Source organism: Acinetobacter sp. NIPH 542 (assembly GCF_000369825.1).
GTDB classification, from domain to species: Bacteria; Pseudomonadota; Gammaproteobacteria; order Pseudomonadales; family Moraxellaceae; genus Acinetobacter; species Acinetobacter oleivorans.
The window spans coordinates 1,487,621-1,513,414 of sequence record NZ_KB850206.1; the positions used below are offsets into that span (position 1 = coordinate 1,487,621).

General features: G+C 39.2%; 23 protein-coding genes. 3 read left to right on the forward strand and 20 right to left on the reverse strand.

What is annotated here, in order from left to right; all coding sequences use genetic code 11:
* Position 1 precedes the first annotated feature (1 nt).
* The 8 genes from F886_RS12445 to hcaE form a co-directional block, all read right to left on the reverse strand.
* The gene (locus tag F886_RS12445; RefSeq protein ID WP_005305767.1) at positions 2-1,192 is read right to left on the reverse strand and encodes an MFS transporter; all 1,191 of its coding nucleotides are present in this window, start codon (positions 1,190-1,192) and stop codon (positions 2-4) included.
* A 169-nt stretch (positions 1,193-1,361) separates the two neighbouring features.
* Entirely contained in the window at positions 1,362-2,567 is a 1,206-nt protein-coding gene (gene mhpT / locus F886_RS12450; RefSeq protein ID WP_005305771.1) for a 3-(3-hydroxy-phenyl)propionate transporter MhpT, read from the reverse strand.
* Positions 2,568-2,974: 407 nt separating this feature from the next.
* The gene (gene hcaD, locus F886_RS12455) at positions 2,975-4,195 is read right to left on the reverse strand and encodes a 3-phenylpropionate/cinnamic acid dioxygenase ferredoxin--NAD(+) reductase subunit (protein ID WP_005305773.1); all 1,221 of its coding nucleotides are present in this window, start codon (positions 4,193-4,195) and stop codon (positions 2,975-2,977) included.
* 11 nt (positions 4,196-4,206) lie between these two features.
* Positions 4,207-5,163, reverse strand: a complete 957-nt coding sequence (locus F886_RS12460) for a 3-carboxyethylcatechol 2,3-dioxygenase (protein ID WP_005305775.1) — start codon at positions 5,161-5,163, stop codon at positions 4,207-4,209.
* 62 nt (positions 5,164-5,225) lie between these two features.
* A complete protein-coding gene (gene hcaB, locus F886_RS12465; protein ID WP_005046831.1) occupies positions 5,226-6,041 on the reverse strand; it encodes a 3-phenylpropionate-dihydrodiol/cinnamic acid-dihydrodiol dehydrogenase in 816 nt (271 codons plus the stop codon).
* A 2-nt stretch (positions 6,042-6,043) separates the two neighbouring features.
* Entirely contained in the window at positions 6,044-6,370 is a 327-nt protein-coding gene (hcaC, locus tag F886_RS12470; RefSeq protein ID WP_005305778.1) for a 3-phenylpropionate/cinnamic acid dioxygenase ferredoxin subunit, read from the reverse strand.
* Entirely contained in the window at positions 6,370-6,930 is a 561-nt protein-coding gene (gene hcaF / locus F886_RS12475; RefSeq protein WP_005305781.1) for a 3-phenylpropionate/cinnamic acid dioxygenase subunit beta, read from the reverse strand. Before hcaF ends, hcaC begins: the two co-directional genes overlap by 1 nt.
* Entirely contained in the window at positions 6,927-8,330 is a 1,404-nt protein-coding gene (gene hcaE, locus F886_RS12480; RefSeq protein WP_005305785.1) for a 3-phenylpropionate/cinnamic acid dioxygenase subunit alpha, read from the reverse strand. The genes hcaF and hcaE overlap by 4 nt, the downstream gene beginning before the upstream one ends.
* 264 nt (positions 8,331-8,594) lie before the next feature.
* Here hcaE and hcaR point away from each other — a divergent pair, with 264 nt between their 5' ends.
* Positions 8,595-9,494 (forward strand): DNA-binding transcriptional regulator HcaR, encoded by a 900-nt coding sequence (gene hcaR / locus F886_RS12485; protein ID WP_005046827.1) that lies wholly within the window; start codon positions 8,595-8,597, stop codon positions 9,492-9,494.
* A 116-nt stretch (positions 9,495-9,610) separates the two neighbouring features.
* On the opposite strand, the gene F886_RS12490 is transcribed toward hcaR, so the two are convergent.
* The 11 genes from F886_RS12490 to F886_RS12540 all read right to left on the reverse strand — a co-directional run bounded on the left by F886_RS12490 (position 9,611) and on the right by F886_RS12540 (position 22,778).
* Positions 9,611-10,471: an alpha/beta fold hydrolase gene (locus F886_RS12490; protein ID WP_005046825.1), complete on the reverse strand. Its 861-nt coding sequence runs from the start codon at positions 10,469-10,471 to the stop codon at positions 9,611-9,613.
* A gap of 185 nt (positions 10,472-10,656) precedes the next feature.
* Positions 10,657-11,967 (reverse strand): OprD family outer membrane porin, encoded by a 1,311-nt coding sequence (locus tag F886_RS12495; RefSeq protein WP_005305790.1) that lies wholly within the window; start codon positions 11,965-11,967, stop codon positions 10,657-10,659.
* Positions 11,968-12,383: 416 nt separating this feature from the next.
* Positions 12,384-13,403 carry a 4-hydroxy-2-oxovalerate aldolase gene (dmpG, locus tag F886_RS12500; RefSeq protein ID WP_005305792.1) on the reverse strand — a complete coding sequence of 340 codons (1,020 nt, stop codon included), beginning with the start codon at positions 13,401-13,403 and terminating at the stop codon, positions 12,384-12,386.
* An 11-nt stretch (positions 13,404-13,414) separates the two neighbouring features.
* Complete coding sequence (locus tag F886_RS12505) at positions 13,415-14,320, reverse strand: acetaldehyde dehydrogenase (acetylating) (RefSeq protein ID WP_005305798.1); 906 nt, start codon at positions 14,318-14,320, stop codon at positions 13,415-13,417.
* Positions 14,321-14,331: 11 nt separating this feature from the next.
* Positions 14,332-15,129, reverse strand: a complete 798-nt coding sequence (locus tag F886_RS12510; RefSeq protein WP_005305800.1) for a fumarylacetoacetate hydrolase family protein — start codon at positions 15,127-15,129, stop codon at positions 14,332-14,334.
* A gap of 479 nt (positions 15,130-15,608) precedes the next feature.
* Positions 15,609-16,226, reverse strand: coding sequence for an NIPSNAP family protein (locus F886_RS12515; protein ID WP_005305802.1), 618 nt, complete (start codon positions 16,224-16,226; stop codon positions 15,609-15,611).
* Positions 16,223-17,959, reverse strand: coding sequence for an FAD-dependent oxidoreductase (locus F886_RS12520; protein ID WP_005305805.1), 1,737 nt, complete (start codon positions 17,957-17,959; stop codon positions 16,223-16,225). Before F886_RS12520 ends, F886_RS12515 begins: the two co-directional genes overlap by 4 nt.
* Positions 17,960-17,971: 12 nt before the next feature.
* Positions 17,972-19,747 (reverse strand): FAD-dependent oxidoreductase, encoded by a 1,776-nt coding sequence (locus tag F886_RS12525; protein WP_005305809.1) that lies wholly within the window; start codon positions 19,745-19,747, stop codon positions 17,972-17,974.
* Positions 19,748-19,752: 5 nt separating this feature from the next.
* Entirely contained in the window at positions 19,753-20,580 is an 828-nt protein-coding gene (locus F886_RS12530) for a sugar phosphate isomerase/epimerase family protein (RefSeq protein WP_005305813.1), read from the reverse strand.
* Entirely contained in the window at positions 20,570-21,385 is an 816-nt protein-coding gene (locus tag F886_RS12535) for a shikimate dehydrogenase family protein (protein WP_005305817.1), read from the reverse strand. Before F886_RS12535 ends, F886_RS12530 begins: the two co-directional genes overlap by 11 nt.
* A gap of 37 nt (positions 21,386-21,422) precedes the next feature.
* Complete coding sequence (locus tag F886_RS12540; protein ID WP_005305820.1) at positions 21,423-22,778, reverse strand: MFS transporter; 1,356 nt, start codon at positions 22,776-22,778, stop codon at positions 21,423-21,425.
* A gap of 209 nt (positions 22,779-22,987) precedes the next feature.
* Between F886_RS12540 and F886_RS12545 the strand changes: the two genes are divergently transcribed.
* Positions 22,988-23,758, forward strand: coding sequence for an IclR family transcriptional regulator (locus tag F886_RS12545; protein ID WP_005305821.1), 771 nt, complete (start codon positions 22,988-22,990; stop codon positions 23,756-23,758).
* A gap of 87 nt (positions 23,759-23,845) precedes the next feature.
* Here F886_RS12545 and F886_RS12550 read toward each other — a convergent pair whose 3' ends face one another.
* Positions 23,846-25,054, reverse strand: a complete 1,209-nt coding sequence (locus F886_RS12550) for an MFS transporter (RefSeq protein WP_005305824.1) — start codon at positions 25,052-25,054, stop codon at positions 23,846-23,848.
* Between the two features lie 101 nt (positions 25,055-25,155).
* Here F886_RS12550 and F886_RS12555 point away from each other — a divergent pair, with 101 nt between their 5' ends.
* On the forward strand, positions 25,156-25,773 hold the full coding sequence (locus F886_RS12555; RefSeq protein ID WP_005305827.1) for a TetR/AcrR family transcriptional regulator: 618 nt from the start codon (positions 25,156-25,158) through the stop codon (positions 25,771-25,773).
* Positions 25,774-25,794 lie beyond the last annotated feature (21 nt).

Consider the following 25,794-nt stretch of genomic DNA (forward strand, 5'->3'; position numbering starts at 1 on the left):
GTCATATCCTGATTATTGTCTTTCCATCTTTATTACATATCCAACGATATAAAAACAAAGTCATTATCGTAAGGAATGCACACAACTGGTAAGTTTTCTCATAGCCTATTTGGGCAATAATTAATCCTACCAAAACTGAACCAATGGCCATTCCGAAATCAAATAAAGTAAAAAAGGTTGAAACAGCATGCCCTATTCTCTTTTTCTCAACCGATTGTATTGCCATGGTTTGAAAAATAGGAAAAAGGGATCCGTATCCCATTCCTATGAGTACTGCCGCTAACCAATAGCCCCACTGTGTTTGCATCCAACTAACTAAAAATAAGCCTAGTGAAAAAAGGATAAATGAAGGGTAAACCACGGAATTAGCTCCTCTTTTATCGTATGAATAGCCAACCCAAGGACGCGCGATAATCATTGATATTGCAAAGATAATAAAAAAAATACTTGTTTCAGCGAGTAAGTGTTTCGTTTCGCTATAGACACTAATGAAACTCATAATGCTTGAATAAGCCATTGCAATAAATAAAGCAATCACACCGATAGGAACTACTCTTCTTTCGATAATATCGTTTAAACTAATTTTTTGATTTACTTGAACAACCTCTCTATCTTTTAACGACGCAACTGGTATAAGAAAGCAAAAAACCAAACCTAGACACACAATTAAAGTGAGAAGAATAAATAGGTTATAAAAACTAGTGTAACGTACAGTAGCTAGCGCAATCATTGGCCCAAATACAACCGCTAAATTTGTAGACATGACGAAATATCCCATGCCTTCGCCTTTTCTCTGCTCTGGGATGAATTCATTTACAATGGGTACTGTTACTGTAGTCAAAATACTAAACCAGATGCCATGCGCGAACCGAATAAACAGTAATATCCATAGTTGATTTATAAATAAATAACCAAAGGCCAAAAATGCAAACAGTAATGCTGAACCGCGCAATGCGGTTTTTTCGCCTAACCGTTCAATGATCAAACCAGCAAAAGGACGAGTGATAATAGATGAAACCAAAAATAAAGTTAGTGCTAAACCTGCCTGACTAATTGAACCGGATAATTCTTTTAAAATATAAAGTGGCAATATTGTGAGTAATGCATAGTAATAAATGAATAAAAAAAGATTGTTCAATACACACAGAATAAATGAACGATTCCAAAGCTTTTCCTTGCTAACTGAATACATTTTTCTTACTCAATATAGATGATTAGTAAAACCAGAATTCGACTCATATGCTCGATACAGTTATTAACTTACTAAAACATTCCGATGATCAAATTTGAAATTTCACTCAAATAATGCCAAATATGAAAAAAGCTCCTAAATATGAGCTTTTTTCATTGTGATGTTCAAATTATTGGGCCTGATGTAATTTGCGAATCACTAAAAGCATCAGTAATGCTGAAATGATAATTCCAGGGATGGCAGCAGAAATTACGCCTGTAGCACCGCTTCCCATCGCGAGTAATTGTCCAGCAATCGCAGGTCCTAACATTGCACCAATACGCCCAACCGCTGCGGCACTGCCTACACCCGTTGCCCGAATCTCAGTTGGATATACAATGCTACCAAATGCATATAAAACGCCTTGCCCACCAATTGTAAATGTTCCCATTAAGGCTGCGGCTGCATACATCGCAGTAAGACTTCCAGCTCCATTTAAACTAAATAAACCAACTAAAATACCTATGTACATCAATATAATGACATAAGCTTTATTCCAGCGATCAATCAGAATACCCAAAACAACCGTACCTAGTGCAGCGCCCATTTGGAAACAGACTTGAGCTAAACTACCCTGTTGACGAGAGAATCCTAACTCCATAAAGAGAGATGGCAACCAACTCAACATGATGTATACAACCATCAAGGTAAAAAAATAGCTTGCCCAAAGTAATAGAGTCTGCCCTGCATAGTTATTTTGAAATAGATTTTTAAAAGAGCTTTCTATGCGTGTAATAGATTTATCCTGAAATCTAGTTTGTAAAAACTCCCGTGACTCCGGTAAAAATTTGATCATAAGTGGAAGTACAAGAAGAGGAACGATTCCACCAACATAAAAAATTGTTTGCCAATGTCCACTTACATCGTAGGCTGCCAGTAATGACACCAATATGGCTCCTATTGGCATACCACAATACATCAAACCGACAGCACGCCCACGATTTTCGCTAGAAACAGCTTCCGAAACTAGAGCAATTAAATTTGGCATTGCAGCCCCTAATCCAGCTCCTGCTAAAAAACGTACCAACAGCAACATATAGAAACTATTCACCCAAACGGTACTAAGGGTAAATACTGCAAAAATAGCGACAGCCCCGATTAACACCATCTTACGGCCAATGCGGTCTGCATAACGTCCACCAATTAATGCACCGGGTAATAACCCCAATATTCCGACACTAAAAAAAATACCGAGTTGAGAGCTATCTAGACCAAAAGATTCTCGAATACCTACAGCAGCGATACCCGCTGCCTGAATATCAATCCCTTCAATCACAGCAATTAAAAAACAAATGACGATCGTAATAATAGAGTGCTTATTTCCTGCACGGTCCATAGAAAAATCCTTTTCTACTAGTTTAAAAAATCATTCACCATCATTTATTAACTGCTTTTATTTCTAAATTAGCCTTAAGTTCTATAATTTCATAAAAAAATTAAAAAACATTTACTACATTTTACTTAAATACTTTAGCCTTATAAAAACAACCTATAATAAAATTAAAATAAACACATATTTCAATTATTTAAATTGAAAAATAAAATTTAAAATCTAAAAAACATATTAATCACTCAACAAAAATAAAATCTATTAATAGTTAAAAATTATAATTCAGTTCAAATTAAGTATTAATAACATCCACTCATGGAAAATATTTATGATTAACCATAAAAAAAACCACCATATAATCATGACGGTTTTTATTTTCAATATTAAATAGGCTTTTAGTATAACAACCCTAATTAAATTAATTTGCGTAATTCAATAGACACATCTAGCAACTTTTCTTTATCAAAGGCGCTAGAACTAGAAACCAATTTTTTTAAATGCCGAACATCACGCGCCTGATTGACTGCAATACCCGCTACAACGATACCTTGGTCTAACCCAAATAAGGTGAATCCAACATTTTTGTCTTCTTGCGGATTCATATTGCCTCGTATATGCCATTCTTTTGCAGACATATCGCCAACGAATTGAAAATTAATATCATATTGATCTGTCCAGAACCATGATGGATTAGCTTTAGGTTGCGCTAATCCCATGACATGACGAGCAAAAATACCTGCTTGATTATTGGCATTTTCCCAAGTTTCAATACGGGCATAATTACCATCTGTACGCAACTGAGTTGCTACATCACCAGCAGCATAAATATCTGGATGAGAAGTTTGGCAGTTTTCATTCACTTTAATAGCAAAATCGACGTCTAAACCAGCATCTATGGCCAATTGAGCATTCGGTACAATCCCAATGCCATAAACAACAGCATCGGCAATCAGCTCTTCACCACTTTCCAATATTACGACTATCTCTTCACCACGTAAGGAGACATTGGCAATTTGCACATTTAAGTGAATATCGACCCCTCGGTTGCGGTGTTCATCAAGTAAAAATTGGCTAATAATTGCTGGTGAACGTCCCATAATCATTGGGCTTTGTTCAATTAAGGTCACCTGACAATCTTTAAAACGAGCACTTGATGCTAATTCAAGACCAATAACCCCACCGCCTACAAGCAAAATGCGCTTCCCTGCTTGAAAGACTGGAACCAAGGCTTGTGCATCCTCCAAATTTCTCAGGGTATAAACATGTTTACCAACTGCATCTAAAATTGGAAGACGACGAGGAGCCCCACCTGTCGCGAGTAATAACTTGTCATAGTGAATACTTTCACCATTTTTCAAAATCACTTGATATTGTTCAGGCTCAATGCGAACAACCGCATTGCCTTGAATGGCTTCGACACCTAAATCTTTCAATTTTTGTTGTGACAGAATTTCAATTTTGGTCTGTTCAGGCCTTAAAATCATATCTTTAGATAAAGGAGGACGCTCGTAAGGCAGATGTGTTTCATCTCCAATCAAAATGATTTTACCGTCGTATTTGTTATTACGTAGTTCCAGAATAGCACTTGCACCTGCCTGTCCAGCACCGATGATGACAATAGTTTGAATATTCATCGTTTTATCCTTTATTTCAGCTCGGCAGATACAATGCCAAAACCAGCAATCCATTCACTGATAGGTTCATAGCAATGTAAGGTCATCTCATAATCGCCAACAGCTTCTAATGCCGCAAAAGCAGCCATCCATGTACGAACTTCTTGCCCACCACGCCCACCTTCACGGCGAATTTCATCTTCAGTCATATTTTCAAGCGCAGCAAAGTCTGCATTTTTGAATTTTTCCAATAACTGTTCATCCCATTCAGGATTAAGCGGAACAGATACGCTCTTGTCACCTGCTGCCAAACGCTGTCCCACTGAAATGATTTTGGCCTGACGTGTATTACGAGCTTCAACAGTTGGGTTACGCCCAGCGATTAGAAACTCTTCAACTTCTGGGGGTGCAGAGCCCATTTGAGGAGTAGGTGGATCGTGTGAAAGTCCACCTGTGCCCAAAATCAATATACGTTCATTTTCTAGATTAATTGAGTTGATGAAAGCCCCAACCGCTCGTCCTAAAGCAATCGTTCGTTTTGTCGTAGGCATTGGCGCAGCAGCACCATTAATAAATATTGGAATGGTTGGGTAACGATTAAGTTGACCATCACATAAAAAATGCAGCGGTTGGGTTACGCCATGATCCGCTTGCATACGATATGAATATGCAACATCCACACCTTCATCAAGTACACGTCGAATTAAACCCAATGCTGTGTTTTCTGGCACATTGAGCTCACCCGGACCATAATTCCAATCACCTGCTGCTGTTGCGCGGACACCTACACAGAAACTCGGCATCAGGTCATAAAAGAAGCCGTTAAAATGATCTGGCCCAAAAGCAATAATTAAAGTTGGGTCGTATGCTTTGACCTCGGCTGCCAGTTTTTCAAATGTCTTACGCACCGTTTGTTCTTGTTGTTTTTCTGCCGGAGACGCAAATTCCATTAGCGGGCTATGAGAAGCACAAATAAGTTTAACAGTCATGATTAGCTCCGAAATAAGACAGTTTTTAGCTGTCTTATTAGTCCATTAATATCGGATTAAAATTAAGCATCAAAAAAACCAGCGTTCGCTTGGCGTAAGCCACGAATACCCAAACCACAGTCAGCATTTATAAAAACGCCAGATAATGGTCGGTTATTTTGACGTGATGCGAGCAATACATAAGAACCAGTCATGTCTTCTGGTTCTGGTAAGAATCTCAATGGCATGCCTTGTCCAATTTTTTGCGGATCGCGTGCATCAAGTAATCCTAGATTTTCCTGCCCAAGAGATGCAGCACCTTTCACATTGACATTCATGCCTGATGGAGCAACTGCATTCACACGCACTTTCGGTGCCAGCTCATAGGCCAGTTCACGCACTAAACCTACACCAGCATGTTTTGATGCGGTATAAATTGGACCACCACCAGATGAATAAAACGCTGAGTTAGATAAGGTAAAAATCATTGAGCCTTCAGTTTTGAGTAACTCATCTAAAGCTGCTTTTGCACCAAGTAGATAACCTTTTGTGTTAATACTCATGATTTCATCAAAGGCTTTATCTAACTGTTCGCCACTCATGTTAACGATGTCGGCATAATGATCCCAAATACCAGCGTTACCAATAAAACAGTCCAGTTTTCCAAAACGTTCTACTGTAGCCTGCACAGCACGAACGTTATCCTGAAAACTCGCCACATCTCCATTAATCGCAACAATTTTGTCACCATAGCGTGCAATCAATTCATCTATTTTTGATTGAGACCGTTGCAACACACCAACATGCGCACCCTCTTGCAAAAAGCGCTCAACCAACGCAAGCCCTAGTCCCGAACCACCACCAGTAATTAGTGCAACTTCACCCTCTAGCCAGCCCATCATTACGCTCCTGCCATTTCGACATAAAGTACACCATCTTCAATCACGACAGAGAATGTCTGAATCGGATCAGTTGCTGGTACACATTGTGGTACGCCAGTTTTCAAACAAAAACGTGATGCATGAAGTGGACATTCAACCGTGCCATCATCCTCTAGGTAGCCTTCTGACATAGAAGCATTACCATGACTGCATTTATCATTCATGGCAAAAAACTCACCATTGAAATTGAACACCGCAAGTGCAGCAATATCACCTACATTACAATCTACTTTCAGCGCTTCGCCTTCATCCAACTCATCAATCTGACAAACGAAAATCTTATTCATTAGAAAAACACCGTAATATTGTGAGAAATCAAAGTCGCTTGATCGAGGGTGATATCGCGTTTAGCAATTTTCCAACCTAAACTACTGCTATCATCTTTTCGAATCAAATCAACTCGTTTACCAACATAGGTCAATACGTCTTTTTCTTTTTGCGAGCGATAAAGCAAATAATTACTAAAAACTTGATATTCATTTGCTTGCGTAGTTGCTTCGACCCGAATATTAGTAATCAAGTGACGAGTACGTGATGGCGGTTCTTCGGACCACGACATTCCTGTTTCTAATTTTGCTACGCGACGCTCTAATACAAATTTGTCGTCGTGATAAATCCATGTTGATGGTGGTGCAATACATTTACGACGATCACGTGTTTGCGCATTTGTCGTCGTTTTGAGCGTATATAAAATATCTTCGCTTAAGATGTCCAACCAATCACGGAATTTCCAGTCATCTAACAATTGTGCTTCTGCATATAGAAACTGACTAATGTCATGGTGAAGTTCCAATCCAATAGAACGCCATACTGGCTGTGATTTTAATGAGTCAATGATCTGGTTCATTTCACAAGCTCCTTCTCATCCTTTTTAGCCGCTTTTTTCAAAAGCTCTTGCTCATAAGCCTCATCTGCCCGTTGTACGTCTTCCCATTTTTCATGCATCAACAGGTTTGCCCAATGACGATACATGCCACGTGCAGCTGTTTCAGAAAAAACATGGTTAGTAATACCAGGAATACCATCTTCACGGTATTTTTCATTGCCAAGGCCCATTTCCATAATGAGTTTGCTTTTTCGCGCTTTATAACCACGTAACACTTTCTGGATCTCAATCCAGTTTTCACCATCGTCTGCTTCAGCAAAACCAGCTGGGCCAAATGCTCGGCAAGCATTCAACTCCATCGCTTCTTTGATGTGCTGCGGCGCTGCTTTGTCCGTGATACAGAATGCCCAAACTTCAGTTTTATCTGGTCCACGTGGATGCCAAATACGCATCGTCGTCATACCATTTAACCAAGATAAAGTTGGGAACATGGTGTTATGTCCAGCCAAGCGTAAAGCACGTGTGTCGCCCAAACGCTCTTTTGTTTCTTCATAGGTTTCACGGAAGTAATCTGCTACTTGACCATCAACCCAGAAATTAGCATCTGGTTTTTCAGTCAGGAAGAAACCTGAACCATGACCACGTTGACCATATTGCACACAGCTTTCTGCTGTTTCCCAAACTGGACGTGCCGTTTGTGCTGTTCCTAATGCTTTAGAAGCATCATCATTTGGTTTACCACCTAAAACTTGTACTGCAGAGGCATGCGAGTACGGCGCGTGGTATTGATCAGAAGCAAACTGTTCTGCTGCAAATTTCCAGTTACAGTTAATTTCCCATTTATGAATGCCACCAATGACTTCCGAACCACCTTCACGGCGGTCAATCATTGCATCGAGATACCAAGCAATATCACCCATATAGTCGAGTAATTCGGGTGTATCATCTGCCCAACAACCAAAAACCAAACCTTTATAGCTTGCAACACGCGGAACCTCTTGCAATCCCCATTGTTCTTTACAAGCCCCATGTGGAAAAGCAATACCTTCCAATGGAATATCTTTAAGAGAACCGTCAATCCCATAGGACCAGCCATGATATGGGCAGGTAAACGCACGCGTATTACCACAGTCAGCATAGCTAACCCGCATAGAACGGTGACGACATTGATTTAATAATGCTTTAATCGAACCATCTTTTTGATGCGTAACAATAATTGGGTCCTCACCCATATACGTATTGAAAAAGTCGCCTGATTTTGGAATCTGGCTTTCGTGACAAAGAAATAACCAACAACGTCCAAAAACACGCTCTAACTCTAGTTCGTATAATTGTGGATCTGTATAGATAGTTGGCGAGATACGTCCATTTTGTGCATCGACTAAAGCATCGATTTCACACACTTCAATTTTTCCATTCATGAGAAGCACTCCTGCTGCCGCCAAAAACGCACAACATAAAATTCAATTTGAATGGATAATGATTTTTTAACTGTTTTAAGTGAAATATTTTATTTGTTTCAAATTAGACTTTTTATGAATTATTCATTATAGATTTTAAATATTAAAATTAAGTTCGACTGATACTGATCAGTGGTTTTATAAACGGATTTATGGTTTTCAAGCATTTAGCATATTTTATTAACTATCCAACGTTAATAATAGGATTTTGGGATCACAACTGATATGGAATTACGTCATTTACGCTACTTTGTAATGGTGGCTGAAGAACTCAACTTTAGTAAAGCTGCACTTCGCCTCTACACAGCTCAACCCTCATTAAGTCAACAAATTAAAGACCTTGAGGATGAGGTTGGCGTTACATTACTACATCGCACTAAACGTAAAGTTGAACTCACTGAAGAAGGTAGTGTATTTCTTGAACAAGCCCGTCTGACTTTAGCTCAGGCGGACAAAGCGATTGCTATGGCTCGTCAAGTTTCAAAATTTAAAAAACAACAACTGACCATTGGTTTTGTTCCAGTAGTAGAAATGAAAGTTTTCCCGTGTGTTCTTCCGAGTTTACGCATACAAAATCCAAACTTAAAAATTGAATTACGGAGCATGAATAATACCGAACAAATGGAAGCCTTAAAGAAAGGTGAAATTGACATTGCCTTTATGAGAGATAACTTAAATAACGATGAGATTCAGAGTCAGTTTGTATTACGTGAACCTCTAATGCTATTGCTTCCTCGAGATCACCCACTTGCTCAGTACGAGCGTATTCCGGTGAAGCTTTTAAATAATATTGATTTTATTATCCCATCGTCAGAACAGTCGTCGATTTTACATAATACAATTCTTAATTTTGCTGAACTTCATAAAATTAAATTTAACATTGTGCAAACTGCTCATAATATTTTATTTAATATTAATTCAATAGGAATGGGATTAGGTTGCGGGATCTTGCCTAGCTATATAGAGCCGCTCACTTTAAATAATATTGTCACTAGACCCCTTGATGTCGATCTACCTTTTTTAGATTTATTTGTAAGCTATCGCAAAGATGCAGAATCTTCTGGGGTTAAAGAATTCATGGATTTATTAAGTAAAGTTTTTTACTTAAATATTAATCAGATCTAACTTATCTTATTTAATACAAAAGTCTAAGATAAAATGACAGGGCTCAGCAAAAAACCAAAATTTTTAATTTAAATACAGGAAGAATAATAATTTATCCTTCCTGTATTTTTTATATTTTATTTAACATCATGTACTGCTAAATATTGTTTAATAATCTGGTTAAATTCTTGTGCTCTTTCAACTTGCGACCAATGACCACATTGACTAAAAATATGAGCATCAGCATAAGGTACGATATTCAAAATATCCCATGTACGAGATACAGGAATAACTACATCTTGCACCCCATGAATGAGTAGTACAGGAACTTGAATCTCTTTCATCTTTTCAAAATCAAGCGGGAACTCAAAACGGTCACGGTCTCGTGCACCAACAACATCCATCAATCGATCCGAAGCGTAGTCATTTTTTGCTGAGTCAAAACGAACTTTAACCAATTCATCTGTAACTAAAGACTTATCGACCACAAACATTTCTAAAGTTTTACGGATACCAGCTTCTGTCAATTCAGGATTAGCATGTGCTTTAAGTGCTGCCGTCTGTTTAGCACCACCCGTTCCCATTGATACAATACCTAGTACACGCTCTGGGTAATCCAATATAAACTGGAATGCTAACCAACCACCTAAAGAATTACCTACTAACCAGGTTTTTTCAATTCCTAAAGCATCTAATACACGGACTGCATGATCTACCCATGCACGGATGCCATAAGCGGTCCCTTCTGCAACAACAGTTTGTCCATAACCAATCGAATCAATAGCAATACAGCGTGCCTGCTCAGCAATTTGTGGTAAGTTCAGCCACCAGTTTGCTGCTGCTGAAACACCAGTACCCGAACCATGTAAAAATAAAATTGGAGTACCTTCTCCAAGCTCATGATAATGAGTAAGCTCGCCTGCTGCTGTTTCAATCCATTTGTCTTCCAAACCAAAAAATGGATCTGTTTTATATTCGGGGATTTGTACTGTGCCCATGTCATTCCTCTTACAATTTATACAGCTCAACTCAAGATTAAGCTGCTTTTAGTAGGCCAAATTTTAAATGTTTTACTCACCCATTTTACCTGTTCACAGCGCCTAAACTGATACTTGTTTACGATGAGGTGATACAAAAAAAATATTAATAACCATTTGTTATTTAAATAAATATTTAAAAGTATTTAAAATTTATAGGTGTATGTCGTTGCAATACGATGTTCCTGCAAATCGCTTGCTTGGCCTGCAATATTGTCGAAGTTCACATCGATATACATCCACTGAAAACCCAAGCCTTTTAACTTCCCTTCTGGCACTACGTAATTCAGAATAAAGTTGAATTCATCTTCTTTTCCTTTGCCTGTTAATGCACTTGATTCATAAGCTGAATCAATGCCCCAACCATGCCAATATTTTGCAGTGGTTTTTAAACCTTTAATGCCAAGATCACTAAAATCATAGCTATAAGCCACACCCACCGATTTCTCATCTTTACGGATAAAGCTCGCAACTGACCAGTTATCCAAATAAGGCTGAGGTACCCAACCTGCGAGGGATGGGAAATATGGTGCACCAGTTGCTGCACTCGGGTTACTACCATGGTCACCAAACATTTGCTGATAAGATAAACCTACGCTGTGTGAGCCATAAGTTAAGGTTGAGCCTATAGACAATGCCTGATTATCAATATCACCATACAAGGCATCTCCCGACTCTGCATTGTCGAAAAAACGTATGTGTGAATCGACTTTTAACTTGTCATAATTGTTTTTATAGTTCACACCCAAGTAATTTTGACGATAGATATTCGTCACATCGCCATAAAAGTAACTTGCAGACCAGTTTTTATTTAATTGGTAATCTATGCCCGCAACATACATCCCATCAGTTTTACCATCATTATTTAATGCTTTAGGCCATAGACCAAAATCCATTGGCTGATTTTCATAACGGGCATTGATACTATCCAAATAACCTAACGTTAATTTGGTGTTTTTAAGATCTTTTGACTCCAGCCATACCCCATTATAAGTGGTCAATAATTGACGTGATGGGTCAAAATGAATTACTGGTGTTACAGGTAAAATTTCACCAATTCGTAATTCAGTTTGACTGATTTTCGCTTTAAGAGTTGCCCCTATTTTGCCAAACTGGCGCTCTTGTTTTCCTGTGCCTGTACCAGAAATCCCACTGTACGGCAGAACCCAATCGGCATTACGGTCACGGCCATCCAGACGCACAGCGTACTGTGCTAACACATCAACACCGAGTTGTAACGCCCCAAACTCTGCATAGCCCGATTTTGCATCCAGTGTCACAGCTTGCGACCAACTCCCCCAGTTTTTTGCAGGGGTGTCATCATACTGACGATCTAAATAGAAGTTTTTAAATTTAAGCTGAACCTGACTATCTTCAACAAAACCAGCATGTGTGCCAGTAGCCCCTATTGTTGCTATTGCGCAAGCCATTGCGATCCATAACGTTTGACGACGCATTGCGTACTTCCTTTCAATCAATCCATGAAACCAAGCCCTATCATGCTCAACTCTATTTTTATGAAAAATTCGACTAGAGTATTAAGATATTTTTCTTTTTAAACTCAATGCTTTAAAAAAAGGTTACTTTTCCAGTAATGAGGATTTTTAACAGATCACTAAAAACGATTAATCATCTACTTAAAACCAGAATAAACATTTGTTATATATATTTTTTTTATTAAAATATCTTTATTTAAATTTGCTATTTTTAATTTTCTAATCGTTTTTTTATTTAAATAGAAGCTCATCCAATCAAAAATGATGTCCATCCATTTATAGAAAATAACGCTTATACCCAAGTTATTTCATCTAGATCAAATCATTAGATGTAAAAAAGCACTCTCGTGGAGTGCTCTTTTTCATTTGTAAAAAACTTATGCGCTCATTACTTTCGCTTTTGACATGGTCAAGGCAAGATCTTCAATCATATCCTCCTGCCCCCCAACCGTACCACGGCGACCAAGCTCTAATAAAATTTCACGTGCAGAGACACCATATTTAGCTTCAGCACGTTTTGCAAACAACAAGAAAGAAGAATATACACCTGCATAACCTAACGTTGCTGCATCACGATCGGCACGAATTGGATTTAGCATCATTGGAATCACAAGATCTTCTGCAATATCCTGTACTTTAAACAAGTCTACGCCTGTTTCTATTTGCATACGATTTGCAACTGCAATAAATAACTCAAGTGGTGTATTGCCTGCTCCAGCTCCTAGACCAGCTGCCGCCAAGTCGACCCGAATTGCGCCAGCGTCAACCGCAGCAACAGTATTGGCAACGCCCATACCCAAGTTATGGTGACCATGGAAACCTAACTCAATACTGCTATCAAGTTCTTGGCGAAGTAACCCAACCCGATCGGTAACATCTTGTGGCAACATGTACCCAGCAGAGTCAGTGACATAAATACAGTTAGCACCGTAAGACACCATTTTTTTTGCTTCTTCTAGCAAATGTTGTGGCGATGCCATATGTGCCAACATTAGAAAGCCTACTGTGTCCATTCCCAATTTTCGTGCAGCAGTAATATGCTGTTCAGACACGTCTGCTTCTGTACAGTGTGTTGCAACACGAATGGTTGAAACACCAATCTCATGTGCCATTTTTAAATGGTCAACTGTTCCAATGCCAGGCAATAACAACGCTGACACCTTGGCATTTTTCATGCGTGGCACAACAGCAGATAAATATTCTTCATCTGTTGCAGCAGCGAAACCGTAGTTAACGGAACTCCCCCCTAAGCCATCACCATGAGTCACTTCAATTAATGGCACACCCGCTTCGTCTAACGCGGTTGAAATGGCAATCATTTGCTCAACTGTAGTTTGATGACGTTGTGGATGCATACCATCACGTAAAGTCATATCATGCACAATAATCTTAGACATACGGTTTCTCCTTAAACAACTTCAGCTTTTTGATTAGATAAAACGCGTTCTGCAAACATTTCTGCAGTACGTGCAGCTGCCGCAGTCATAATGTCAAGGTTACCTGCATATTTCGGTAAATAATCACCTAGACCTTCTACTTCAAGAAACATAGAAACACGATTGCCATCAAATACAGGTCCATTCACGAGTTTGTAGCCCGGAACATATTTTTGGACTTCTTTGATCATGGCATTGACTGATTCCGTAATTGCAACTTGGTCAGGCTCTCCTTCAACTAAACAATGTACTGTGTCACGCATCATTAATGGTGGTTCAGCCGGGTTAATAATAATGATGGCTTTACCTTGTTTGGCACCACCAACTTTTTCAATTGCTCCAGCAGTTGTACGGGTAAATTCATCAATATTTTTACGCGTACCTGGGCCAACCGATTTAGTCGAAACCGTTGCAATGATTTCAGCATAGCTAACCGTTTGTACCCGTGAAATTGCCGCGACCATTGGAATAGTTGCTTGCCCACCACAGGTCACCATATTTACATTGGGTACTTCACCAGCATCTAACAAAGCTTCCAAATTCACTGGCGGCACACAAAATGGACCAATTGCCGCAGGAGTCAAATCAATCATTAACACCCCAAGCTCATTGAGCTTGCGACTGTTCTCTGCATGTACATATGCTGAAGTTGCATCAAAAGCAATTTTGATATCATCTTCAAGTACGTGAGATAATAAACCATCAACGCCTTCAGCCGTGGTTTTTAAACCCATTGTTGCAGCACGAGCTAAGCCTTCAGAAGTAGGATCAATTCCAACCATCCATACTGGCTCTAAAACTTCACTACGCTGCAATTTATACAGCAAATCTGTTCCAATATTTCCTGGACCAATTAAGGCACATTTTATCTTTTTCATTTCCTTATCCTTTATTCAGCAGCAAAGCATGCAACAACCGAATTGAAGCCTTCAATTTCAACTTTAAACTCATCCCCAGGATGAGCCACCACCATTGGACCCAATGCCCCAGTCAGGACAATATCTCCTGCTTGTAATGGACGTCCGCGTCTTACCATTTCATCAGCTAACCAAACTGCTGCATTCAATGGATTAGCTAAACAAGCTTTACCAACACCTTGCGAAACGACCTCATTACCACGAGTCATCGTCATTTTGCAGTTAACTAAATCAAGTTGATTAAGCTGTACTGGACGTGAGCCCAACACAAAAGCTGCACTTGATGCATTGTCAGCAACCGTGTCAATCAATGAGATTTTCCAGTTCTCAATGCGACTATCGACTATTTCAATAGCCGGTAAGGCATAGTCAGTTGCACTAATAATGTCTGCATATGTATGTCGGGCTTGGGTTAAATCCTTTTTGAGTACGAGCGCAATTTCAGCTTCAACTTTTGGCTGAATCAACTTACCCGCTGGAATGAGTTCACCATCGCCATATGCCATATCAGCAAATAACATCCCAAAGTCAGGTTGATCTACGCCAAGTTGGGCTTGTACCACTTTAGAAGTGAGGCCAATTTTTCGACCTACTAAACGGCGCCCTTCCGAGAGTGCACGTACAGTATTGATTTCCTGTACTGCATAAGCGATATCCATATTTGCCTGTTCACCACCGAGCTCAGTACGAATAGGAATAATCGCAGTTTGTGATAGTTCAGCTTGTCTTAAGGCAAAAGCAACTGAATCAACAACAGCAGAATTCGACATCAATATTTCCTTAAACTGCAAAATTGAACGTATACTGCGTTACTGAAGGTATAAAAACGGAATACGAAGTTCAGGCAAAGTTAGACACAACAAATCCCTTGTATTTTCCGAGACAGCTACCTACTGGAACGTGTACATAAAACGGTTTAAGAATGGAAAAATCCCCATCTAAATGCCAATACTTATTTTGTTTCATATAATAGTTTTTATTTATAATCAGCCCAGAAATGCCTTTAAAGGATTATATTAATCTACAAGTTTCAAAAACTCTTTCATCTTTATAATTATCCAATTAAATATGATTAGATTTAATAAAATTTAAAGTAAACATACTAAATTTCTATATTTTTATTAATTTTTTAGATAAAAAATAAGTAAGCCTTTAAATATTAAAAATTATATAGTTCATTTAAAATACTATAATATAGTTGTATTTATTTAGAACGAGTCTATTAAGTTAATAGACTCGTTCTAAAGTTTTATTTCAGTGGCGATACTGAAGTTGGTAGTGCAATCATTGACCGCATTTCATGCGTTAACCATTGTGGACCACCTTTTGGTGGCCAAATACCATCTGCAACCGATTTAGCACGAACTTCCGAACGCTCATTCAATGACGCATATGGCCAAATACTTACAATACGAGGTGTGCCATCAAGAGCATACATCGCTATTGTTAATTTTGAGTATTGAGTCCGAGTTGGCACTGCATTTTTCCATGCTTCAAGGACATGAGGGACACCACCATGTTTCAACTCATAAGTGCGGATTTCATATACAGGACCAAATTCACCCACCTCAACTTCTGGTAAGAAATCAAAACCAGCAAAATTTTCTACTGAATATCTAATAATATTTTCAGATGCTCCAAACAAGTTTTCTTGTGCTGCTAAACGCGTATTTTCATCATCTAATTCTTGTTGTGAAGCATAGCTGCGTAATACAACAACTTGGTTGAGCTCGCCTATATCAGAGAAAAATACTCCAAGTAACTTACCTTTAGCTGCCTCATCTTGGTAAAAACTTTGAATACCTGCTGCAACAGTCGCAGTTGTACCCATTTTGATAGTGATGTTAATCAATTGATAAAGCTTCATGCGGTTCTCCGTGGTTGTGTCATTTGTGTAGGTTGTTCAGTCACTTGTTTATTTAGTTTTCCTGCGGCAAATTGAGCAATTCGCCAAGCAAATACCATCCCTGGCCCTAGTGTTGTTCCTGGGCCTGGATATGTTCCTTTAAAAATTGAAGATAGGTCATTACCGCAGGCAAATAGTCCAGTAATCACCTGATTATTCTGATCAAGCACTCGACCATAAATATCGCCAGCTAATCCACCACTACTCGCACAGTCCATTGGAATGACAGGTAAAGCGTAAAAGGGACCTTGCTCAAGTTTGCCCAAGCATGGATTAGGTTTGACTTCAGGATCTCCATTAAAACGATTCATCACACCACTGCCTTTACCAAAGTCTATGTCTACACCCTGTTCAACGAGGTGATTAAAACGTTGAACTGTATTCACCAATCCTTGAGCGTTAATCCCAACCTTTTGGGCAAGCTCTTCTAGTGAATTTGCAGAGAATAAATATTTTGCTTTGAGGTAGTAATCGAGTTTTTTTGCGCCAGGCAAAACAAAACCTAATCCATATTTTTGAATCGCAGTTTGGTCGCAAATCAGGTAAGACTGAATTTTTGGTTTACCTTGATTTGTTTTAAGCTGAGCCATACAAAAGTCGTGGTACGAATCTGACTCATTGACAAAGCGGTTACCATCGTCATTGACAGCTATTACACCTGGTTTGGCCCGGTCTAAAATAATGTGTGGCCAAATAGCTTTATAACCGTTGGCATGAACATGGATGGAGCATGGGAAATACAGCACACTGCTATCCACAGATGGGTCAAGTTTTGCACCTTTTTCCATAGCTTTACCAAGCCCATCGCCCGTGTTTGAGTAAGGTGAAAGTGAGTCTGCGATTAAACCTTTTGGGAACAATTGTTGGCGTAACTTTATATTCCATCCCACACCACCAGTGGCTAAAACTACCCCCTTTCTGGCACGAACAACTTTAACACCTTGTTCGGTTTCAATTTTGGCTCCCACAACTTTGCCTTTTTCGACCAGTAGCTCTTGCAGTGGTGCATTAAACCAAACAGAAACATGTTTTTGTTTAAGGTTATAAAATAAGCTACCTACCAAAGCATTACCCATAACAAGCCGTGTACCCCGATTAAAGCGTAGACGTGACAGAAAATAAGGTATCACAACTTTTAAGGTAGTCATAAAGTTCTGAAAGCTTTGTAAAGGATTTAACAATGCATTTAATTCAGTACGATTGACCATCATGCCTCCTAAGCCCATAAATTCCGGTCGTGGGGGACGTACATATTTAAAGTCAGCACCTAAAACACTTGCATCAAACTCAGCAGGTGCAAGTGCACGACCACCAAATGCTTCACCTGGTTGATTTTTCACATAATCGGGGTGTGCTAAACAAGCGTTAAGCTTAACTGTAGTTTTCTCATCTAAATCACGGACCATATCCGCACATGAAGCTAGAAATGCTTCACGAAGTTCTTCACCACCACGTTCACCAACGACAGATTTAAGAAAAATTCGAGCTTGCTCAATATCATCAGGAACGCCTGCTTGAACACTTAAATGTGAGCCTGGTGCCCAAATCGTTCCACCTGATGTTGCTGAAGTGCCACCTACTTGTGAAGCCTTTTCGCAAAGTAAGACATCTAATCCATTAAGCTTGGCAAAAAGTGCTGCGGACATGCCTGCTGCCCCACCGCCAATAACCAATAAATCAACTTCTTTATCCATGTTCAATTCTCCTTAGTCTTGCTTATGTGGCAGGAACGCTACTGTTTCAGTTCTAGCTTGTTCAGCAATTTTTTTTGCAGCAAGATAACCAAATGTCATGGCTGGACCCAAGGTAATTCCACCACTTGGATATTGCCCCCCCATGATGCTATTAAGATCATTTCCAGCCGCAAATAATCCATTAATCGGTTGCCCTGTTTTATTTAGAACTTGGGCATATTCATCTGTAACCAGTCCTGCAAATGTCCCTAAACTTCCTGGCACCACCTCAACTGCATAAAATGGTCCATTTTCAATCGGGGCAATACATGGGTTCGGATGATGATCGGCATCACCCTGTGCTTTTTGATAAGGAGTAGTACCACGTTGAAATTCGGGGTCTTGGCCTAAATAGGCATATTGGTTGTACTGCTCTACTGTTTTTAAAAACTGAACTGGATCTATACCGCACGCCACAGCCAGCTCTTGAATAGTGTGTCCTTGTTTTAAGTAACCGTTGTCTAGCCAAGGCTTTAGAGAAATTGGAAAAGGTTTAACAGCGCCTAAGCCGTAACGGCGGATGAACTTGTGATCACAAATCAACCAGCAATGTGCTTGTTTGCCTTGCGATGTATGTTTGAATAAATCTTTAATAAATAATGGATAGGAATCACCTTCATTCGTGAACCGACGGCCATTTTTTAAAACAGCAATTAACCCTGGTTTGCCTCGCTCAACCAAATGTGGAAAACGACCTAAAGTTCCATCTAAACGTGGCATTAGTGAAACAGGTGCCCATGCGCCAGACCAAGGCAAGGTTTGATCAACAGTTGCTCCAATTGCTTCTGCTGCAATTAAGCCATCACCTATATTTGTTTCAGGAGCAGCTGAATGATGAGGAGTTCCTTCACTCACATGTTTGAATAAAGCTTGTTTACGTTTTTCATCATGCGGAAAACCGCCTGTCGCTAATACCACGCCATGTTTTGCTACTATCTTGACGATACCAGCTGGTGTTTTAAATAATGCTCCAATCACTCGACCATTTTCTTCAACTAATTCAGTCATGGCATGATTTGCTAATAGTTTTACTTTGTAATCAAATGCAGATTTGAGTAGCCGAGCCACCAAAGCATTACCATTCACAATTTGAGTTGAGCGCTTAGTAAAAATTAGATCAAAAAAATGTCGTAATACTCGTTTGGTCGCATAGATAAAGGAAGGAATTGCATTAAAAGTATTAATGAAATGTTTCATATCTGCGCCAGAAGCGATACCCATTCCCCAAAGCGTAGTTTCAGGAATTGGCGGACGTAGGATATTTAGTTTCTGACCAAGTAAACGACCATCGTAAGGTGCAGCAACAATCGAACGCCACCCAACCCTAGCACCCTCAATATTGAAAAAGTCAGGTACTGCAGCACCAATATTAAACTTAACCTCAGTTTTGGCTTCGAAAAATTCCACCATTTTTGGTGCTTGAGTTAAATAAGTATGAATCTTTGCTTCATCATACTTTTCACCCAAAATATTTTTTAAATATAGCTTAGGTATCTCAATTGGTTCGGCTTTTCCTTCACGTACAGCATGAGGTGTATTAGGAATCCATAACCACCCTCCCGATACAGCAGTAGTTCCACCAAATACGGATGCTTTCTCTGCGACAATAACCTTTAATCCTTCATATGCTGCGGTCACGGCGCTTGAAAGCCCACCTGCACCTGAGCCAATGACCAAAACATCACATTCGTAGCATTCACGAATTGGCATCGGAATCATCTGAAATGGTTGTTGGGTTTTTGCGTTCATACTTATTACCCCGTAACCGTGCCCAATTGAGCGAGCGCAACGAGCTGCTTCATTGCTTGCAAATTAACTTCAGCGCGTTCGAGAGCAGGACGTTCAGCTAGTACTAAATTGGGGACTTCTGCAGCTAACATAATTTCTTTAGGTAAAGCACGAATTAACCCTACAAGATCAATTTCGCCTTGCCCTGGCACTAATCGATTAGAACGTGCAATCTTAATTAAGCCTTCGTCGCTCGGATCATATTCAGCAAAACCATCGCAAAGCTGAACATAGTTCAATTGCTTTGGATTAAGTGCTTTGATCTGCTCAAGTGTTGAATCTGATCGGTCAAAATGTAATGCATCAATTAAAATGGCCGCATTTTCTTGCCCTGATTGATTCACGATATATTCAGCCTGCGCCAAATTTTTCACATTGGTCCACGGCATGAACTCTAGGTCACAACTCAAGCCAAACTGTTTACTTAATTCACAAAATTGTGCGAAGTGATGTATTTGTCTTGACTGCTCAGGATCATTTCCTGCAACTAAAATATGCCTAGCTCCGAGTTGCTCAGCGGTACTTAAAAACTGCAAATATTTATTTGGTTCAAAGTCAGAAGTAATTCGTACAATTTCAACATCAGCAATACGAACACCTGTATCATCCAAAGCAGCCCTTGTTTCCTTAATTAGCTTGCTATCATTTAAAATTGGATAATCTACTTCATTAGGTGCTGCTGGCAGCAGGCGTAAGCCCACTGCTGCATAACCACACTTTGCTGCAATTTTGACTGCTTCTACAGGACTCACATCTGCAACTGTCAAAAATGAAAGTGAATATTCACGCGACATCTTGTTGCTCCTGCTCTTTCTCAAGTAAATAAGCAATCATTAGGTCACGAACTTCAATAAACATGTCCGTTCCTTTGACTGCGTTACATCCCAAAGTCGACGCATGCTGAATAAATGGCGTGTTTTCAGGACTAGTCACCACATCTGCAACTGACATTTGTGCAGTTATTTTTTCTAATTGAAAAGCTGCTGAAGGATCACCATTCATTCCCATAGGTGTCGCATTGACCACAACGTCGAATCCTGTTGGATCATTGTTATGTGCAACAACTTTGCCTTTACCTAGCTGTTGAAGTTGTTCAACTAGTTGTTGTTGACGCGTTTGATCTACATCAAAAATTGCTAACTCAGCCACCTCAGCAAGAAGTAATTCATAAGCAATCGCTTTACCTGCTCCACCCGCTCCCGCCAAAATGGCACGTTTATCTTTTAGCTCGATTAACTTATTTCGTATCGCTTGTACCATGCCTTTACCATCAAGCATGTCTCCTTCCCACCCTTCTTTACAGCGGCGAATCGTATTTACCGCCCCAATAAACTGTGCACGTGAAGTTAATTTTTGGCAGCAATTCAAAGCCAAAATTTTATGAGGCACCGTGACAATCAAGCCGTCACTATTATTTAAATACAAATTTTGCTGTACAAAATTTGGGAAGTGTTCTGGTGCTACATCAGCAGGTATAACAATCGCATTTAAATCCTTTTTAAGCAGCTCCATCGTTACACCCTCAGGTGATTTGACCTGTACAATCGGATGTCCGACCACAAAATAAAGACGAGTTGATCCATTCAATTGAATATCCATTATTCAATCTCCTTAAAAGTCGATGAGTTAGAAAATTTTAGATTTGAACTTTTTTAAGTTCGTGCTGACGTATCTTTGTTGGCGAATAAACCAGTTTCATAATGATTAATGCTGCGACCATGCCGGCGGTTGGTAAGCAAAGCACAAGAAAAATTTTGCTTGTTGCCCATCCTAGGCTTAAAAAATATGCTCCGGCAAATGCGCTACCCACTGCTCCTAATCGGCCTATCCCATGCATCCAACTGTTGCCGGTCGCGCGAGCAAAAACTGGGTAAAATGAACTGGAAACACTATTAATACCTGCATTCGCACCATTCATCCACATACCGATGAAGAAACACATCATGCTATACATTACAAAGTTATGACCCACTGCACCTAGAAAGAACATGAAGCCAATCGCTAAAAGATATGCAATCACTAATCCAAGGTGTGGATTCAACTTGTCCATCAAATAACCGCATGCGATACAACCTACTGGGCCCCCTAACTGATAAATCGCAGTGATAATTGAAGCTTCACTAATGCTGAAACCAAATTCATGGCTCATCATTGGTAACCAACTTCCAAGTAAATACACCACAAACAAACCAGATGCATAGCTCCACCAGAGCAAAAAGCTGCCTAAGAAATAAAAAGGACTCAGGACTGCTTTTACTGGATTATCAACCGTATTGGTTTTTGCTTTAGGTAAAACAAATACAGTGTTAACCGTATCAAACTCTGGCGCCATTTTATGGATAATGGCATCAATCTCTGCTTTTGGATGTTCCTTCAGGACTTTATAACCAATAGATTCAGGTAATTTAAATACTGCGATAACGGCTAGAACAAGCGGTAGGACTCCACCAATAATCATCATGGCATGCCAGTTAAAATGTGGAATCACCCAAGCAGCCAAAAAACCTCCAATAGCAGCACCAATTGTGAATCCACTTAGAATGATGGTAACCATACGGCCATTCATTCTCATGGGAGAGTAATCCGTTACCAACGTAACAGCTTGCGGCATTACTCCACCCATAAATAAACCAGCAATAAAACGGAACATCATCAGTTCCGTCACATTGCTAGAAACTGCTGCACATAAAGTAAATACACCAAAACCAATTAAGTTAATAATGAGTAGTTTTTTACGTCCAAACTTGTCTGCTAAAGGTCCTGAAATCACTGCGCCTACAGCTAAACCAATTAAAGCTGCACTCATTACGGGTGCAAGATCAGTTGTAGTAATTCCCCATTGCTGCTTAATGACGGGAGCCACAAATCCCATGATTGATATGTCGATACCATCAACAACGACAATCATTAAACATAAAAAAATAACTAGTTTTTGTATTGGGGATATGCGATTTTCATCAATAAACTCCCTTAAATTTACCTGTTGAGTCATACACTTACTCCATTAGTGTGTATCAGCAAATATGCGTTTTCCATCGCTTATTCAGTTTTGCTCCCTACTTATTCTCAAAAGCTGAATAATTAGGAAACTCCTTATCTGAATGATTCATCTGTAAGGCATTTGAGATAGAATCTAAAACAACTATAATCTGTTTTTAATTTTTTTGGAACACTGTTCCAGAAAATAATATTAGGATTTTTATGCTCAGCAATACCGATCGTTCTTTGCTCATCCTCGAAGCACTATTAAAAGAAGTGGATGGATGTGCACTTAGTCAGCTTTCTGTTGATCTTGATATCCCAAAGTCTGCAATGCATCGCATTCTGACTGCGATGAAAGACATGGGATATATCTATCAAGATGAAATCACCCAACACTACAAGCTCACTCTTAAAATTGCCTCAATGGGTTTGAGTTTTCTGTCTTCACGCTCGATTACCGAAACATTTCAACCCTATCTTGATGAACTGGCAGAAACCTCTTCTGAACTGGTTCGCCTTGGTTTAATCGAAGACGAAAAAATTATCTGGATTGGTAAAGCTCAAGGAGCCAAATCAGGTCTAAAATATGATCCTGACTCTGGCAACGTGGCCTATTTACCAGCTTCAGCTTGTGGTTTAGCCTATTTATCTACCCTTGACCAAAATGACTTTTCCCGAATTGTGGAACGTGAAGGTTTCGATAAAGCCAAGAACTTTGGACCAAACTCACCAAAAGACCTTACAGAACTAGAGCAAATGATTAAGGCTTCTAGAGAGCGAGGTTATGGTGTGATTAGTGACACCTATGAGCTAGGCATGTCTGCTATGGCTAAAATCATTCTCAATCCACAGACGGGCCAACCTTTTGGCACAGTCAGTATTGCAGGGCCTTCTGTACGTTTAAGTCCTAAACGTATTGAAGAGTTAGCACCAGCACTCATGGCAACTTCTGAAAAAATTGCTTCCATCATCAATTTAATCCATATCTAATTTTTAGCTTCTAAGGCAATCAAAATCATATTTCGATTGCCTAAATTCCCTTTAAACATATTTTAAGTTCCAAAAATTGATCAATCGTTATTTATGACAAGCCAATATAGGCGCCACCTTAAATTTAAGTTGATGCATCAACCAAACGATAGTCACCATTAATAATGCTGCAATTAGCCCTAATGTGATGACCACCCCGAAATATTCAATAAAATAACTGGAAAGGATGACAGGCCAGATCGTACCTTGATAAGCAATAAACAAATAACTAGAAAAGATCAGCGGATTTTTTTCCCGATCCATCATATTGCCAATAAAGTGGTAGACAGCACTTAAGGTAAAACCATGTCCCATACCCGTCAGTAAAATACTGATCAATAAAAACCAAACGATGTGTTCGATTTCTGCCATTACCAAACTAATGGTTCCAAGCAATAAAGCGAATAGCCCGGCATACAACACATGCAATTCTTTAAACGATTTACAAAATAATTGACTCAGTACTGACACAAATAAAATGATTGAAATTGATACACCTGTTAAGGTGGCTGATGATTTAATCGGTAATTCTTTAATAAAAGTCCCAGCTAAAGCTGCATATAAGCTGAAGGCTCCGAAACTACAAAGTGCAGCCACACTACAGACCCAGAAAACTTTACGTGAAGCTACCTGCGGCAATGCTAAACCTTGTAACTTTAATAACTCATTTAACTGATATTTTTTCTCAATTTTAAATCTGGGTTTGACCCAAAACACACTGATAAATATTAGAAGTGAAAAAAAGATAATAATCCAATAAGGATCAGCCAAAGGTCGCACAGTATGATCAGCTAATACACCACCGACCAAAGGTCCCAAACCAAAACCCAAGACAGTAATTATAGAAGTAAGCTTTTCAGCTAATGCCTTATTACGAAATGGATATTGGTCTTTGAGTCCCACCATTGCAGCGGTGGTAATAAGTCCTGAAGCAATTCCAATCAGAAACCTTGAAAAGCCCAGTAACCAAACAGAACTTGCCAATGCAGACAACATTAAACCTAAAATGGTTAAAGCCAGACTGACCAAAATCACATTTTTATAGTGATAAATTGCATTGAGTTTATTTAAAAACAGCAGTGAAAAAACTACGCCTAACATATAGGAAATAAAGATATAGCCTATTTGAGACGTTGAAACTCCCCACTCTTGTTCATAGATTGCATATAGAGGACTTGCTAGAGCGGTGCTTAAAGCAGCAAGACACAGCGCAAAGCTAATAATGCAATATTGAACACTGGACTTTGGTGTCTGCATAATTCAACCAAAAGTGACTTTTAAGTCGATTTTAATTCAAATATGACCCACAGGTCAATTTATGTTAAAATAATCTTGTTAACAATGAAATCTAGTTCAACATGACGAAATCTAAAACACGCGGCCCTAGTCTAGAAAAGACGCAAGAAACTAAAAAGAAAATTATTGACTCTGCTCTACAACATTTTATTGAAGTAGGTTTTGCAAGAGCAAAAATTTCAGATATTGCTAAACATGCTGAATTAGGCAAAGGTACAATTTATTCTTATTTTGAAACTAAAGATCAGTTATTTGAAGCAGTAATTGATGCTCTCATCAACGATTCATTTCGCCCTATTCGCGCTTCTGAAATCACTCAAAATGAAACTGTTTACGAGTTTATTTGTAAAAAGATTATTCCCAGTGTTTTAACGCTTGAAACGACTGGTCGTGCGGATATGGCACTCTTAATTTTACGTGAAGGAAATAATTTTCCGCATATTCGTCAAACTTACGTAAATAAGATTTTTTTACCTATTCAGTATGAGCTTGAGCAATTAACCAGTTTAGCGATTCAACGTGGAGAATTATCAGCCACTATTTCCCCACAGCAATTTGCATTGCTTATTGTGAGCCCTATGTGGATGGGTATGATTCACAATGGCATCCTAAATCCAAATGAAGTTTTATCACTTGAAACGCTTTTCCAAGAAAATCTAAAAATCTTGTTTGGAAAATAAAAAGGCAAACCTCTGTTTGCC

Coding starts and splice junctions, on each gene's coding strand:
- hcaB (WP_005046831.1), bottom strand. CDS start 6,041: ATGGGCTGGCTAGAGGGTGAAGTTGCACTAATTACTGGTGGTGGTTCG.
- F886_RS12535 (WP_005305817.1), bottom strand. CDS start 21,385: ATGGATATTCAATTGAATGGATCAACTCGTCTTTATTTTGTGGTCGGA.
- F886_RS12545 (WP_005305821.1), top strand. CDS start 22,988: ATGCTCAGCAATACCGATCGTTCTTTGCTCATCCTCGAAGCACTATTA.
- mhpT (WP_005305771.1), bottom strand. CDS start 2,567: ATGGACCGTGCAGGAAATAAGCACTCTATTATTACGATCGTCATTTGT.
- F886_RS12530 (WP_005305813.1), bottom strand. CDS start 20,580: ATGTCGCGTGAATATTCACTTTCATTTTTGACAGTTGCAGATGTGAGT.
- hcaC (WP_005305778.1), bottom strand. CDS start 6,370: ATGAATAAGATTTTCGTTTGTCAGATTGATGAGTTGGATGAAGGCGAA.
- F886_RS12520 (WP_005305805.1), bottom strand. CDS start 17,959: ATGGATAAAGAAGTTGATTTATTGGTTATTGGCGGTGGGGCAGCAGGC.
- hcaR (WP_005046827.1), top strand. CDS start 8,595: ATGGAATTACGTCATTTACGCTACTTTGTAATGGTGGCTGAAGAACTC.
- F886_RS12490 (WP_005046825.1), bottom strand. CDS start 10,471: ATGGGCACAGTACAAATCCCCGAATATAAAACAGATCCATTTTTTGGT.
- F886_RS12550 (WP_005305824.1), bottom strand. CDS start 25,054: ATGCAGACACCAAAGTCCAGTGTTCAATATTGCATTATTAGCTTTGCG.
- F886_RS12515 (WP_005305802.1), bottom strand. CDS start 16,226: ATGAAGCTTTATCAATTGATTAACATCACTATCAAAATGGGTACAACT.
- F886_RS12495 (WP_005305790.1), bottom strand. CDS start 11,967: ATGCGTCGTCAAACGTTATGGATCGCAATGGCTTGCGCAATAGCAACA.
- F886_RS12505 (WP_005305798.1), bottom strand. CDS start 14,320: ATGAAAAAGATAAAATGTGCCTTAATTGGTCCAGGAAATATTGGAACA.
- F886_RS12510 (WP_005305800.1), bottom strand. CDS start 15,129: ATGTCGAATTCTGCTGTTGTTGATTCAGTTGCTTTTGCCTTAAGACAA.
- hcaD (WP_005305773.1), bottom strand. CDS start 4,195: ATGAATATTCAAACTATTGTCATCATCGGTGCTGGACAGGCAGGTGCA.
- dmpG (WP_005305792.1), bottom strand. CDS start 13,403: ATGTCTAAGATTATTGTGCATGATATGACTTTACGTGATGGTATGCAT.
- F886_RS12445 (WP_005305767.1), bottom strand. CDS start 1,192: ATGTATTCAGTTAGCAAGGAAAAGCTTTGGAATCGTTCATTTATTCTG.
- F886_RS12525 (WP_005305809.1), bottom strand. CDS start 19,747: ATGAACGCAAAAACCCAACAACCATTTCAGATGATTCCGATGCCAATT.
- F886_RS12540 (WP_005305820.1), bottom strand. CDS start 22,778: ATGACTCAACAGGTAAATTTAAGGGAGTTTATTGATGAAAATCGCATA.
- F886_RS12555 (WP_005305827.1), top strand. CDS start 25,156: ATGACGAAATCTAAAACACGCGGCCCTAGTCTAGAAAAGACGCAAGAA.
- F886_RS12460 (WP_005305775.1), bottom strand. CDS start 5,163: ATGACTGTTAAACTTATTTGTGCTTCTCATAGCCCGCTAATGGAATTT.
- hcaE (WP_005305785.1), bottom strand. CDS start 8,330: ATGAATGGAAAAATTGAAGTGTGTGAAATCGATGCTTTAGTCGATGCA.
- hcaF (WP_005305781.1), bottom strand. CDS start 6,930: ATGAACCAGATCATTGACTCATTAAAATCACAGCCAGTATGGCGTTCT.